1 protein-coding gene is annotated in these 16517 nt (G+C 53.0%); it reads right to left on the bottom strand.

Annotated features, from left to right (window positions below; translation table 11 throughout):
* Positions 1-6 precede the first annotated feature (6 nt).
* Positions 7-16491, bottom strand: a complete 16485-nt coding sequence (locus D9N13_RS17615) for a non-ribosomal peptide synthetase (RefSeq protein ID WP_290592723.1) — start codon at positions 16489-16491, stop codon at positions 7-9.
* Positions 16492-16517 lie beyond the last annotated feature (26 nt).

The following is a 16517-nucleotide window of genomic DNA, read 5'->3' as shown; positions in this document are numbered from 1 at the left end:
AATGCCTCATACTTTATTGTTGTTATGGTTTTGTAACCGGTTAAGAATCTGTTCTGCCAGGGGTTTGGCATGCTCACCCTGCATCATGGTCTCATGGCCACCCGGCACGTCGATGGATTGCAACTGCGGCATTTGTTGGCCCCAGCTGCTACCGGAGCGGATTCCGGTAATATTATCGGCTGCCGTAAAATGATGCACGTTTGCATTCAGCTTTTCCACATCATAATGTGATGCAATCGTATGATTTTGTACGGCTACCCGGTACAGCGCCATAAACTGATCCATTGCCATTTCCGCCGGCAATACGCCCGCCTGTACACCCAGTCGGTAGATAGACTCGATATAAACTTCTGAATTTCCGTTGTTTTCAGATGCCCCAGATTGCGGAGCCAGGGCTCCGGAGTTGACTCCCAGTGCTCGACTCAGTATTTCCGCTGTGGAAGCGCCTCCTGCACGCAGGTGCTGCGGGCTGAAAGTATCCAGCATAACAATATTTTCCACCCGATGACCCATGCGTTCCAGCTGAGCTGCCACTGCTTGCGCCAAAATCCCCCCCAGGGACTGCCCCAAAAGCTGGTATGGCCCCTGTGCCTGAACCTGAAGAATACTGTCTGCGTAGAGCCGGGCTATCTCGTCCATACTCTGTGCGGGTGCACAGGAGCCATCCAGGCCCTTGGCACGAATTCCATAGACAGAGAATTGATCGCTCAGAGCACGGGCCAAATCGGCGTAACAGAGCACATCACCACCCACCGGATGAATCATGAATATCGGTGGGTGCTCCGATACCGCAATGGGCACCACCAGCCCCATTGCCTGTTCCTCACTTGCATCAATCAACAACGCCAGCTTTGCGATGGTTTGTGTGCTGAGCAGCGCAGCCACCTGAAGCTGAGTTCCGAATGCTTGATTAACCTTGGACATGATGCGAACACCCAACAAAGAATGGCCGCCCAATTCAAAGAAGTTATCGGTTACGCTGACACGCTGTACCGGCATAAGCGATTCCCAAATGTCCACAAGAGTGGACTCGGTATCGGTTCTCGGGGCGACGTAGTCGCCACAGCCGGATTGAATCACTGCGGGCCTTGGTAGTGATTTGCGGTCGATCTTGCCGGCCGGGGTTAACGGCAAGGCCTCCATCACCGTAATGGCTGCCGGTACCATGAAATCCGGCAATGATTCTCTCAGTTGTCCCCGTAGTCGTTGCGGATCCAGTTCGGGATCAGTGCCTGGTTCGTGTCCGGGCACTACGTAGGCTGCCAATGCTGCGCCACCGGGCATATCATCCCGGACAATGACAACATTCTCCCTGACACCGGGCAAGGACGACAAAGCAGCCTCCACTTCCCCCAGTTCAATGCGGAACCCCCTTACCTTCACCTGATTGTCAACCCGATCCAGATATTCAACACTGCCATCCCTAAGCCAACGCCCCAAATCGCCGGTCCGATACATCAACGCGCCCGTACCGGTTGTGAAGGGATCGGCGACAAACGACTGGGCGGTTTTTTCCGGATTGCGCCAGTAACCTTCCCCTACTCCAATACCGCCAATGCATATTTCCCCCGCGACCCCTGCAGGTACCAGGCGCAGCAACTCGTCAACAATATAGACTTTAAGGTTGGCCAACGGCTTGCCGATCGGCACCGTTTTCTGAGCAGGAGGCAACGGAGCGCTGATAGCACACTGGATAACGTCATCGGCAGCTTCCGTCGGGCCGTAGGCGTTCACCACCGGGATATGGGGATACAATGCCAACCAGTCATTAACCAGCTCCGTTGATACGGCCTCGCCAGTGGCCATCATCCAGCGCAACGATGGCAAGGCACGCTCCGCTGGGGGCAACTGCCGTACAAATTCCATGAGTAGCTGCAGTGCCACTGGAACCAGTTCCACCACATCGATCTTGTTTTCCTTAACCAGGCGGAACAGTTTTTCGGAATGCGTCACGTCATCCAACACCACTACTTTTCCACCGCGGGTGACCGGCCCCACAAACTGCCAAACAGATATATCCGATGACGATGGCGCGGTTTGCAGAAAACTGAATGCACCAGCGAACGCCAGCACTTCGCATTCAGCTTCAATATGATTGAGTGCGCCATCGTGACGAATGATGGCGCCTTTGGGTAATCCCGTTGAGCCTGAAGTGTAGATCATGTAGGCGCGGTTACGGGAGCTGATATCAAGATTGGGGTTGGCAGCAGAATATCCCTGAATAACAGGCCAATCACGATCAAGACAGACCCGGTGGACGCCATTGGCCACCGCATCAGACTTGTTCAGGAGGTGCTCCTGTGTGATCAGCACACTTACTTCGGAATTGGATATCATATACTCGATACGATCATCCGGGTATTTTGGGTCCATTGGCACATAAGCGCCTCCGGCTTTCATAATACCCAGTATACCCACCAGAAAATCACAGGAGCGATCGGCACACAGCCCAACCAGGTGATTGGACTGAACACCCTGCTCAATCAAGTAGTGCGCGATCTGATTGGCACGGCGATTCAATTCACCATAGGTGTAGGCCCGCTGGTCATCAATGATGGCCATAGCATCAGGACGCGCCTGAGCGTTGACTTCAAACTTCTGATGCAGACATGAACCAAGATCATAATGACGTTCCGTCGCATTCCAGCTCTCCAGCAAGGTCACTTTCTCGGCGGGGCTTGAGACCAGCTCAAACTGCGCCAACCGAATGTCCGGGTTCCTGAGAACCTGCTCGCTGAGGTCTTGAATCCGTTGTAGCATACCGAAGTCGGCAAACAGATGTTGATGGTAAAAAAGATTTAACTTCAGGCGGCCGGCCACTTCGGTCACTACAAACTGAACGTTGTTGGCGGGATCACTGGGCGTACCCTCCGGGCTTAGCTGTTCACCCAAAAACTCAGAACTGGCCAGGAACTGATAGAAGTTGTACATAAATCCAATTCGCCCCTTGGGTGCAAGCGCCAATTGTTTGCCGATGGAGATGAGGCGCTGATCCTTGATGGACTTCTGGAATTGACGAGCGTACTCAAGCACATCGGTAAAACGCTGCTCTGCAGACAAGACCTGCTTGGAGAACACAAACGGAATTTCCTGGATATAGCATCCCATTGCCTCCTGATGACCCTTGATACGGCCTGCCATTGTTTCCTGAATGGAAAAATCACTATCGGAGCGGCAGTATTGCTGCACCAGATAACCGAACAGGCACTTAAAGTAAAGTGATGGGGTAATTCGGTGCTGACGGCAGAAACGTTTTACCCCTGCCCAATGATCATCACTCAAATAGCCTTCACGGGTGACGAAATGATCAGGGCCGGGTACCGGTGACGGCACCGTGAAATCCAGCGGTTCAACCTGTGCCAGTTTGTTCTGCCAGAACGCCAGAACCGGGGCGGTATCCATCTTCTGCCGTTCGTCATCGACGTAATCAGAAAATGGTACCGTTGCGATCCGGGGGGTCTCCCCCCTTTGCAATTGATTGTAGGCAGTGGTCCACTGTAACCAGAGTACGTTTAGTGACGCGCCATCCAGTATGGCGTGATGTACTGCGGTTATAACCACGTTATGATCAGGGGCCAGTTTAATCACGTAATAGCGGATCAATGGTTCGTGCTCGACCGCGTAGGGCTTGTAGATCAACCCGTTGATCAACGACGCCAACGCCTGCTCTGATATAGGCTCGGCACTCTTGTCAATTACCTCAACAACAGGCTCGAGCTGCGACTGGATCACAAGATAGCCCATATCCAGGTTCGCCTTTTGCGCAGCAACAAACCTTGCCCTCAACATGGGTTGCGCCTGTACGATCTCACGCAAAGCCTGTTGCCACAGCCCAAGATCCAACGCGCGATGAATATGTATATTCCAACCATGACTGCTTTGCAGGGACGACGGGTTCACCAGATTGTCCATGAACATGTCGTATTGCATTCGGGATAAGGGTTGAACACTGTCCACCGACTCGGTATCCAGCCCCAACGCATCCACCAGTTCGCCCTCTGCAAGCACCTGAACCGCGGCAACAGGTCGGTCCAGGCTGTGAACCAATTGCCAGCAAACCCTTTCAAAGCCCACCAGCATGTTGGCAGCCGTTTCCTCATAAAAGAGATCGGTGTTGTATTCCAACGAAGCTGACAGCTGATTTCCATCCAAGGTCAGACTTAATGTCAGGTCAAACTTTGCCGATGCAGTCTGACTGCCCAGCACCTCCACTTGCATATCACCAAAAGCAGCCTGCTCGGCCAACTGCGATGCGCTAAAGCCTGCGTTATCCAAAAGCTGGAAAGCCACCTGTGCCAGAGGCGAATACGATGGGTTGCGGGCAATACCCAGGTGTTCGACAATTTTGTCCACCGGCACATCGCCATTGGCAAAGCCTTCCAGTACAGTTTGTTTGGTATCTTCCAGGGCATCTGCCAGCAACGGGTTATCCGCAAACTGCGCCCTCAGCACCAGGCTTTGAATAAAGAAACCGATAATGGGCTCCAGCTCCGGGCTGTGCCGCCCCAGGGTCGGCACACCCACCAAAATGTCATCCTTACCACTGAAGCGATGCAGGAAAATCTGCCATGCCAGTAGCGTAGCCATAAATGGGGTGACACCATGACGATCACACACTGCCCTCAATCCTTCAACCAGGGATTCCGGGAACGTGGTATTTACTGTATCGCCATTACTGGTTTGAACCTTGGGCCTGGGTTTATCCAGAGGCAGATCAAGACAAGCCGGCACGTTTTTGAACTGATCCTGCCAATACCTGAGCTGGCTGGCCAGGGTCTGATCATTCAGCCACTCTCTCTGCCACCAGGCAAAGTCCGGATACTGAATTCGAAGTTCCGGTAATGGCGAAGGCTGTTCAGCTAAAAACGCCAGATAAAGCGTCATCAGTTCCCGGAACAGGATCACCTGCGATGCGCCATCCGAAATGATGTGATGCATACACAAGAGCAGGGTTTGCTGTGCCGGCTGTGATGCGGTTTTAACCACGGAGGCTCGCATTAAAGGGGCAACATCAAGACTGATTGGCAGCGTGCTGTTGTGCTCGATCAATTGCTCCAGCTCAGCCTGTTGTTGTGCGGCATCCACCGCAGTCAGGTCCACACAGTGCAAGTTGAAGGTGACTGAGTCAGCAATCCGTTGTATGGGGGTACCATCTGCATCCGCACCAAAGCTGGCACGCAAAGATTCATGGCGGCGACAAAGCTCGTAGAACGCCTTTTCCAGTACCCGAGTATTGAGGTCACCCTTGATACGCACCGCTACCGGCATATTATTAGCACGGGTACCGGGATTCATCTGTTCGTAAAACCACAGCCTCTGCTGGCCGAACGACAGCGGTACCTGCGCCTGCACGGGACGTTTAACAATGGCCGGCCGCTCAACCTGATGGGCCGCTGTATCCATGTACTTGGTGAGCGCCCTTATGGTTGGATTCTCAAAGAGATCGCGAACCGAAACCGTGCGCTGCAACTGCCGGGACATGCGACTGACCAACTGGGTCGCCAGCAAAGACTGTCCCCCCAGGGCGAAAAAGTTATCGGTCACCCCAACAAGATCCACACCGAGCACTGAAGACCACAGCTTGGCCAGCGCCACCTCCGTTTCAGTGGATGGGGCAACAAAGTCATTCACTGCCAGCGCCTGTGGTTGCGGCAGCTGCTTTCGATCCACCTTACCGTTGGGCGTTAGCGGAAAACTTGCCAACTGCAGCCAGGATTCCGGCACCATGAAGGCGGGGACCTTTTTCTGACACTCAGGCTTCAACAAGCCCTCAAGATCGTCGATGCTGTCGTGGGTGACTACCCAGGCCACCAGCCGCTGCACCCCTTGCTCGTCCTTGACCACATCCACGAGACTGTCTTTGACGCCCGTCACGTGATTTATAACTGACTGTATTTCTCCGGCCTCGATACGATAACCGCGCAGTTTGATCTGGTGATCCTTGCGGCCCAAATATTCTATATTGCCATCCGTACGATAGCGCACGCGATCCCCGGTGCGGTAAAGATTACCACTGTTGCTGTAGGGATTGGACACAAACACAGAATGGGTTTGCCGGGGGTCATTTATATAACCTGGCCCAACACCATCACCGGCAATACACAATTCGCCAACTGCACCCGTCGGCAGAAGTTCCAGCTCATCGCCCAGGATATACAGTTGCACATTATAATTGGGTCGACCGATGGGAAGCGCCGGAGCATGGTAATCCCGCTCAACATCCACTGCATACCAGGCGGCTATATCAGCGCATTCAGTAGGCCCGTAACTGTTGATCAATTGACAGTGGGATTGCTGCAACCAACCGGCGATTCGGGGAACGTTAATGGGTTCACCACCCAAAAACAGCAGCCGCAGGGTGCGCAGGTTATTCCATTCCGCCGGCTCATCCTGGAGGGCGTAGAACGCACTGGGGGCACAATTCAGCCAGGTAACTTGTTCCTTGTTGATCAACTGATTTATCTTTTGACCATCAAACTCATTGAATTCGGGGATCACCAGGCTCGCCCCTCTGAGCAATGGAGCAAAAAGATTTTTCTGGGTAAGATCGAAACCGATTGCCGACAACAGCAATAAACGATCACTGGCCACCAGATTAAACTCATTGCTGTACCATTCCAGGAGATTGATTTCAGATCGGTGAAACGCACCCGTGCCTTTGGGGTTTCCGGTGGAACCGGATGTAAAAATAATATAAAGCAGCTGTTCAGCATCAACTTCAACTGGTTTATACACCTCACTGCTGGATTCCAGGTGCTCCAACACCTGATCCAAAACCAGAGTTTCCGTTGTATCAGGCAATACTGCCTCGAGATGCGCTTGAGTGATAACCAACTTTGACTCAGAGTTCTGCAGAATGTATTGAATTCTGTGCTTGGGATAACTGGCATCCAGCGGAACATAACAGGCACCGGCTTTGATAATGCCAATCAAAATTGACATCAGGTGCAGGTTGCGATCAACACACAAAGCCACACGATCACCACATTGCACGCCTCTGTGCTGGAGTAACGCTGCAACACCGTTGGAGTATTGATCAAGCTCAGCGTAGGTTAACGCTGCCGCGCCGCACACCACTGCGGTGCGCTCCCCATTGGCGGCCAGGGAAGCCGTTAGCGCTTTGTCCAGGGTGAGCTGACGATCGTACTCCCGATCAGTCAAATTCCATTCCACCAGTTGCTGTTCACGCTCAACCGTGGAAAGATAGTTCAACGATTTAATGGGTTCGGCCGGACGCGCAACCAACTCGCCCAATAAGCCGACATAGTGGCCGGCAAGCCGCTCTACGGTTTGCTGGGAAAACAAATCAGTGTTGTATTGCAGGGAGGCACCCAACCCGCTGGCGTCATCCCACAACGTGAGAGTGAGCTCGTACTTGCTGGAATCCACACCCGGATCAAACGGTTCAAGCTGTACCTCACCCAGATTCTCTGCTCCACCCAACGCCGCCTGTTCCGTGGGCAGGTTTTGATAAGCGAGCATCACCTGGAACAACGGCGAGCGGCTCATATCCCGGGCCGGATCCACCTCTTCAACAATCTGCTCGAAGGGCATTTCCTGATGGGCGAGCCCATCCATCAATGTGGTTTTTACCTGCTCCAGTACGGATATAAAATCCTCGTTGGACGTGAGATCAGCCCGAATCGCTAGCGTATTAACAAAAAAGCCGACAATTTTTTCCAGCTCGGCGCTCTCCCTGCCAGCAACAGGTGTACCAATACAAAAATCATTCTGCCCCGAGTACTGGCGCAGCAGGACAAAGAATCCGCTGAGCAGGGTGGCAAACAGAGAGGTATTTCGTTCGATCGCCAGCTGATGCAAAGCCTCACGAACTTCCAGTGGTATTGAAAAGCGAATGGTATTTCCATTGTAGGTTTGCACTGCTGGCCGTTGATAGTCGGTGGGCAAATTCAATGGCTCTACACCCGCCAGCGATTGCTTCCAATACCCCAGCAATTCAGATTGGCGCTTGGCGTCCAGGCGTTTTCGCTGCCATGCAGCAAAATCCGCGTATTGAACGTGCAGACGATCAAAGTAAACATCATCGTGCAGATCGATTTGAATATAGGCGTTGGCCAGATCCTGAATCAGCAGATTCATCGACCAGCCATCAGTGACGATATGGTGAATCACCACCATAAAGACAAACTCGTCATCACCTAACTGAAACAGCCGGGTGCGGAACAGGGGGCCACCGGCCAGATCAAATGGTGTCATCAGCTCGATGGCCAGCAAGCGCCTTGTTTCCGCTAGCAATGCTTTCTCATCACTCGTATCAGCGCTGCGACGCACATCAACCAACGGTAAGGACCAGTCTTGTTCAGGCAATATGGATTGATACGGGCCTTCATCGTCTTGCAGAAATACGGTGCGCAACCCCTCATGACGGTTAAACACCTTGATCAGTGCCCGTTCCAGATTCACGTGATTCAGTTTGCCTTTAATTCTAAGAATGGAAGGCACGCTGTAAGCCAGTGACCCAGGCTCAATTTTATCCAGCAGCCACAAACGCTGTTGGGCAAAAGACAGGGGGATGCGGGTATCACGGGCGATGGCCTCCAACGGCGCATCCATATCTGTCTTGTTCTGACGTAATAGTTTTGGCGCCAGAGCGGCAATAGTAGGCTCAGCCATGAGATCGCGAATGGCCAGACCAATACCCAACGTCTTGCGCACTCTGGAAGCCACCTGAGTCGCCAGCAGGGAGTGTCCCCCCAACTCAAAGAAGTTGTCATGCACGCCTACCTGGTCAAGGTGTAAAACCTCCGCCCAGATCTCAGCAAGGCTTACTTCCAGAGCATTCCGGGGCGCGACATAGGCAACTTTGCGCTCAGACCAGTCCGGTAAGGGCAGCGCCTTTCGATCAATCTTGCCATTGGCAGTGAGCTGGAATGATTCGATCACCACCCAGCTGTCAGGCAACATAAACTGGGGCAGATTGGATTGTGTAATCTGTTTCAGCTCCAGCAAAAGAGCATCATCATTCTGACTGTGACGGCCACTGGCGACCCAGGCAACCAGCTGATCTAAACCCAATGGGTTCTTGATCACATCCACCAGGGATTCCTTCACCTGTGGGTGACGATTGATGACAGACTGGATCTCACCGGCTTCCACACGATAGCCACGCAACTTGATCTGATGATCCCGGCGCCCCAAATAAACGATTGTACCGTCTTCCTGGTAACGTACTCTGTCACCGGTGCGATAGATCAGGGATCCCGGTTGATGCGGATTATCCAGAAAAGCCGCGGCCGTCATCTCAGGTTGATTCAGATACCCCGGCCCCACGCCGTCTCCACCAATACAGAGCTCACCTATCGCACCCCGGGGCAAAAGTTCCTGATGTTCACCCAACACGTACAGCTGGACGTTGTAGTTGGGGCGCCCGATGGGAACGGCTGACTTGTGCTGATCCACCACAGGATCAAGCAGATGCCAGGAAGCGATGTCGGCACACTCCGTCGGGCCGTAGCTATTGACCAGCCGACACGGGCTTTGCTCCATCCAGGCGCCAAGGCGGCTCATATTGATCGGTTCACCACCCAGGAATACATAACGCAGGGACTTAAGGCGGGGCCAATCCTCTGCATTCTCCACCAGGGGATAGAACGCACTGGGTGCGCAATTGAGCCAGGTAACTTCCTCGCTTTCAATGGTGTCGATGATACGATTCGGATCGTACTCCTGGAACTCAGGGATTACCAATCTGGCACCGGTGGCCAGGGGGGCAAACAAGTTTTTCTGAGTAAGGTCGAAACCAATGGCACTTAACAACAACACACGATCACTGGCTGCCATGTGGAACTGACCGGTGTACCAGGCGAGCAAATTGGCTTCACTGCGATGATATGCGCCGGTTCCCTTGGGCTTGCCGGTGGAGCCACTGGTGTAGATCACATAGATCAAGTCATCCTGTTGAAATGAAACACTGTTAAGCGGGCTGGTGTTCTCCATCCACTGCGGCAGATTCGACAAATCGAGGCAGATAATGGGGGTGCTCTCGGTGGCTTCTGGATCGCCCGCTGCAGTGGTTGGTAAATTCTGCTTGAGGTGAGGCAAGGTGATCAGCGTGCGAATACCGGACTGCTGACAAATGTATTGAATACGATCTGCGGGATAGCTTGCATCAATGGGCACATACACTGCACCGGCCTTGAGTATTCCCAGTATGGCGGACATTAGATGCAGATTTCGGTCGAGTACAATGCCGACAAAATCCCCGTGTTCCACACCGCTTTCTATAAATGCGTTGGCGATGGCATCCGATGCCTTACCGAGTTCACGGTAATTCAGCGTCAACGGCCCTTGGGTGACCGCAATTTCCTCCGGGGTCTTTTCGATCTGGGCAGCCAGCAGATGTTCGATACGATCCGCCCGATAGTCATGCTGGGTCTGATTCCAGGCCACCAACTGTTGCTGAATCTGCTCCTCCGACAACACCTCAATTCGGTGCAGGGGTTGCTCCGGTTGTGCGAACGCCTGTTCACAAAATCGCAGGAAGTGCTCGACAAACTGTTGGGCGGTAGCTCGTTTAAACAGGTCGGTATTATAGGTAAGCGCCCCCCCTAATCGGTCGCCTTCGGGCCACACCGTGATTGTCTGCTCAAACTTGGCCGATTCCAGTTCCAGCTCGTAGGGCTCCAGGGACAGATCACCCAATTCCTGGGCTCCCACACCACCGTCACCCAGAGGGAGATTCTGATAGGCCAGCATCACCTGAAAAACAGGTGAGCGACTCATGTCCCGTACCGGGTTCAATTCCTCTACGATCTGCTCAAATGGAACATCCTGGTGTTCGAAACAGTTCAGGCTGTTTTCCTTGATCTGTTCCAGCAAGCGGGTAAACGGCTGCCCGGGCTCAGGTGCCACCGGTACCGCCACGGTATTAACGAAGAAACCAACGATGTCCTCCAGCTCGGGGCGATCACGACCTGCAACAGGGGAGCCAATGGCAAAGGCATCCTGTCCGCTATAGCGTTGCAACAAGGCAGCATAAGATGCCATTAACACCATAAACGGTGTGGCCTGGAATCGCCCAGCCAGGTTATTGAGGTTTCGGGTTGCTTCAACAGACAAACTAAATGAAATGCTGCCACCGTTGAACGTCTGACTGGCAGGACGGGGGTAATCCAGCGGCAGCTCAAGCGCAGGAATATCCTGCAGAGCCTCGCGCCAGAACTGAATCTTCACATCCATTGTTTGCTGAAGATAATCATGCTGCCAGGCAGCAAAGTCAGCGTACTGTAATCCTGCCGGCACGGTGGGCACGCTTTGCCCTGACATTAGCTGCACATAGTTTGCCGCAAGCTGACGCACCAGTATTCCATTCGACCAGCCATCGGTGATGATATGATGCAATACCACCACTAATAAGTACTCCTGTTCGGCGCGCTGTATCACCGCTGCGCGAAACAAAGGCCCCTCATCAAGAGAAAACGGCTGAACCACCAACCCAGCGACCCGTTTACGGAGCCGGGTTTCATCCCATTCCGTGCCATCGATCCGTTCCAGATGCCATTCCCCTGAGGGAAGAAACGCCTGCCTGGGACCCAAATCGTCCTCAACAAAAATTGCGCGCATGCCTTCGTGTTGATTCACCACGGCAGAAAACGCCTGCTCCACCAACGCTATGCTGAGTGAACCTTTTACCGTTACGATACTGGGGACGTGATAGGCAGCGTTGCCGGGTTCAATCTGGTCCAATAACCACATACGTTGCTGCGCGGCCGAAAGAGGCAGCCGCGTATCACGCGGCACACTGGAAAGTGCACCAAGGGCCTGGCTCTTCTGCGCCATGTAAACCCGTTCACAAAGCTCCGCCACGCTGGGGTACAGTATCAAATCGCGAATGGGCAACTCGATATCAAACTGTTTGCGTATACGCGATACGATCTGGTTTGCCAGCAATGAGTGGCCCCCCAGATCAAAAAAGCTGTCGAGCACCCCAACCCGCTCCACCTTCAGCACCTGTTCCCAAATTGATGCAACAGCGGCCTCCACCTTATTGCGGGGCGCCACATAATCCACCACGGGGCTGCCGCTATCGGGATGGGGTAGCGCCTTGCGGTCAATTTTGCCATTGGGTGTCAGGGGCCAGGCATCCAACATGATCAGGTAGGCTGGAACCATATAGTCCGGCAGCTTTGCCCTAAGCTCCCCTTGCCAACCGCTGGGTGCGTCATTGACTGTACTCAGACCGTATCCCACCAGGGTGTCATCCTGCACCAGCACCACAGCATCCGATACACCCGCCAAGCCTTTAATCGCGCTCTCCACTTCCCCCAGCTCAATGCGCAAGCCCCGCACCTTGACCTGAAAATCCTTACGGCCGATGTACTCAATGTTACCGTCGGGACAGAATCGCCCCAAATCACCGGTACGATACACCATAGTGTCCAGCGCAGAGCTTTCTACAAAAACCTCGGCAGTCAGTTCGTCCTTGCCGATATAGCCAAGCCCGAGACCGGCGCCCGCAATGCAGATTTCACCCATGGCCCCCATAGGCACTGGCGCAAGCTCGTCATTCAAGATATACAACTGGGTATTACAGATTGGTTTACCAATGGGAATCAGTTTGTTCTCGGCGGCCAGATTCGTTAACACATAGCAGGAAACCACGTCGGTACATTCTGTTGGCCCGTAACTGTTAACGACCTGGGCCCCGGTGGCCGGGTGTTGCAACCAGTGCTGCAACGCACTCAACCGGATAGGCTCGCCTCCCAAAAACACCCAACGCAACGTCGATAGCTGCTGTGCCCGTTGGGCATCGCATTCATCCACAATGGAATACAACGCACTGGGAGCACAGTTAATGTGAGTAACATGATGTGTGTGAATTTCACTGGCAATGAGCGAGGCATCAAACTCGTCCATCTCGGGCACGACCACAGCACCGCCACACAATAACGGTGCAAACAGGTTTTTCTGAGTGAGGTCAAAACCAAAGGCACTGATAATCAGGGTTCGATCCTGGTCAGTAAACTCACACAGTTGGGTATACCAACGCTGCAAATTTACTTCACCACTGTGGGTAACCAACGCACCTTTGGGTTGGCCGGTGGAGCCGGAAGTGTAGATGGCATAGATGGGATCCTGGGGTGTCAATTCCAGCTTCGGCAACGGCTTGGTGGCAGAATCAATCCCCTCATTCACCGAATCCAACGTGACCGTATCCAGCTTTATGATGGTTTCGGGAAACCTGTGAACGTTCTGCGCCAGGCAGGATTCGGTAATCAACAAACGCGCACCGGAATCAGCCAATATATAATCGACGCGCTCTTGCGGATAAGATGCTTCAATTGGAATATAAACGGCACCCAACTGAATGATGGACAGAACCGAGATAACCGACCAATGTGACCGCCCCAGGTACACACCGACTCTGTCCCCCTGCTGTACGCCACTCTCCAATAACGTATTGGCCAGAATGCGAGAGATTGATTCCAGCTCAGCGTAGGTAAACTGAGTAGTACCGTGGATTAGCGCCACATTGGCTGCATAATCCCGGAAAGACTGCTGCAGCCAAGGCACGATGCTGTGGTATTCGAGATCGGCGTGATTCTGGTTCCAAAGATTCAGAGTGCGCCGCTCATCGCCTAGGTCATAACGCAGTTTGCACAGTGGCAGCGATTCATTTGTCACCAGCTGTTGGGCGATAAACTCCATTCGCGGCAGAAAATCCAGTGGCACAAATACCGAACCATCAAACCACAACTCGAAATCAAGGGTGGTACCGTAATCCTTAACAAACACCTGCACGGTGTTATCCACATGAGAGGAGAAAGTATCCGGAAGCGAGGTTGAGCCATCGATGGTAACCGGTTCAAGAAAATTAAAATAATTATACTGGAAGCTGAGGGTACCTGCGGGAAACAGCTGGTTAAGCTGGGCCAGCGAAAGATAGGTATGATCTTTGATCTCACGTCGATAACGACGCTGCTGACCGTAGAAATCTGCCGCACAATGCTCCCCTGTCAACAGATCAATCGGGATGATATAGGGAACCTGCTGGTAGAATACACCGATGGCCCCCTTCTCATTGGCCGAGCGCCCGGACTGGATGTCCCAGAGCACGAAGTCACCTTCAGGCCGGCAATAACTTTTGATCATCAACGCTGCAATCAAACGATAGACAATACTGGGGTGGGTTTTCTGCTTACGGCAATAAGATTGAATATTCTGTAACAGTGTGGCTCCAACCGAATGCCGTAAAATCTGATACTCAGATTGCTGCGGCCACGCCGGAGGCATGGAGAAACCCAGCGGCAGAACATCTGCCGCCTTGCCGTGCCAGAATGCCACTGCGGAGGGCGCATCAACCTGCTGGTGGTGATCGGCAATATAGTGGGGAAACGCATCCGTGAAGTCGGGGCATTCGGTAGCCGCGAGCAAGGCTTCATAACATTGAATAATCTTGCGCAACATGGCCATCCCGGAGATACCATCCAGGATAATATGGTGACAGGACAACAGCAACCAGCTGTTATCACCACTGGTCAGCAATTGGAAACGAATCAGCTCCTCGGCAAAGATATCATGGGTTCGGTAGCACCATTTATCAAAATGGCGCTCAACAAACTGCTGGGCATCTGCACGCTCACCAATATCGATTTCTTCCAACTCAACTGAATAGCCGGTTCTGAATACCTGATACGCAGCATCTGCCCATGGCAAATCACAGCGCACAAAGCGGGCGCTTAGAGCCGCATGGGAACCAATAACGTGATTGATCGAGGTCTGCAGTAGCTTGTGATCTACCCGTTTATGGATGGCATAGTTAAATCCAACGGCGTACTGGCGGGTATCAGGTCGCAGCTCAATATCCTGGACGAACGCCATCTGGGTCGTGGTCAAACGGGCCAGTTGTTCGTTTTCCAACACGCCTAATTGCTGCGCCAGTTCCACCAGAGGATCCAAGGGCACATTGGCAATGCGCGCTTGCGGCTGGGCGAGCATGCTGTTCAGGGCTGCGATCAAATGGCGCATCAAGCGGGCAATCGTAGACTCATCGAATAAGTCGGTGTTGTACTCTACGTAGCCACTAAGGTCGGACTCGTTTTGAGCCATACTGACGATCATGTCAAACTTGGAATCCGCTTCCTCTAACTTCAACGGTTCCATGGTCAGTTGGGTCATCCTGGCAAACACATCCAGCATCTGTGCTTCATCACCGGCGCTGTTCACCGAACCGGAAAAGTTCTGCAACTGGAAGCCCACCTGGGCTAATGGTGGATAACTGGGATTGCGCGGCACATCAAGGTGATCAATGATCAGCTGTGCCGGTGTTTCCTGATGCGAAAGCACATCCATTAGCCGCTGTTTAACCGCATCAAGATGACTTTTCCAGGTAAGTTTTTCGTCTACACTGGCCCGCACCAGAACACCATTGACAAAGAAACCGATCAACGATTCAACTTCTTTATAGTGCCTCCCGGCAGTTGGCATACCAATGCAAAAATCCGTCTGCTTCGCATGACGTGCCAATACCATCTGCAACGCGGCCATCAGCCCCATGAACACAGTGTAATTGTTCGCCTGGGTATACTCGATGACTGCCTGCGCCGTAGCGGCCGGTATGGAGAAATGGTATTTGGCGCCCCGTGTAGTTTGGATCAATGGCCGGGGCCGGTCGGTAGGCAGTGCCAACAACGACGGCACGTCCTTAAGCTGGCCTTTCCAGAAGCGGATCTCCTGTTCCAGCTTTTCACCTACCAACTGGTTGCGCTGCCAGGCCGCAAAATCCGCATACTGAATCGTAAGCGGCGCCAGCATGGAAGGTGCACCCTGAACATAAGACGCATACAGCATGGCAATCTCCCGAACCAACAGGTTCTGGGACAGACCATCTGAAATAATATGATGCAGACAAACGATTAAGAGTTCATGGGGCTCGATTGCACCGGATACTTTGACCAGGTCAAAGCGATACAACGGACCTGAAGCAAGATCAAATGGCTGCATGGCATGACGATCAACCGCCGCTTTAACACAAGCCAGGTAGTCAGCGCCTGCTTCGATTGTCAGGTCATGGACAGGTAAGCCATAGGATGTGGGTTCCCGAAAGCACGCAATGGGGTTCCCTTCATCTGTTTCCTCTACGTACAAACGCAGTGCTTCATGGCGCTCCAGCACCATACCGATGGCTCGCTCCAGTAAAGGCACATCCAATCCGCCGAAAAATTTGAACGCCATTGGCAAATTGTAAGCAATACTGCCCGGGTTCATGCGATCCAGTGTCCACAGCGCTTCCTGAGTATAAGAAAGCGGCAATGCCTGATCACGACTGACCGTTGGAATGACAGTAGCGCCCGCAGAAGGCGTGGCAGCCTCACGCAGAAACTCAATAATATCCTGTTTCGCTTCGCTGAGCTGTTGCTTGATCTCAGGCGTGACGGCACCCTTGGGTGCCTTTATTTTCAGCTTGTCATCCACAAGAGAAATCTGGATATTGGCCTTGCGCAGGCTGGACAACAGATCAAGCACATTCATAGGGCGAAGCAATTCCTGTAAAAGGT

It is taken from the genome of Ketobacter sp. GenoA1 (assembly GCF_003671475.1).
GTDB lineage: Bacteria > Pseudomonadota > Gammaproteobacteria > Pseudomonadales > Ketobacteraceae > Ketobacter.
Note: the sequence above shows the minus strand (reverse complement) of the source record. Positions and strands in the feature narration are given on the sequence as shown.

Bases quoted from the DNA above. Each gene is read 5' to 3' on its own strand.
- D9N13_RS17615 (WP_290592723.1), bottom strand. From the start codon at position 16,491: ATGAATGTGCTTGATCTGTTGTCCAGCCTGCGCAAGGCCAATATCCAG.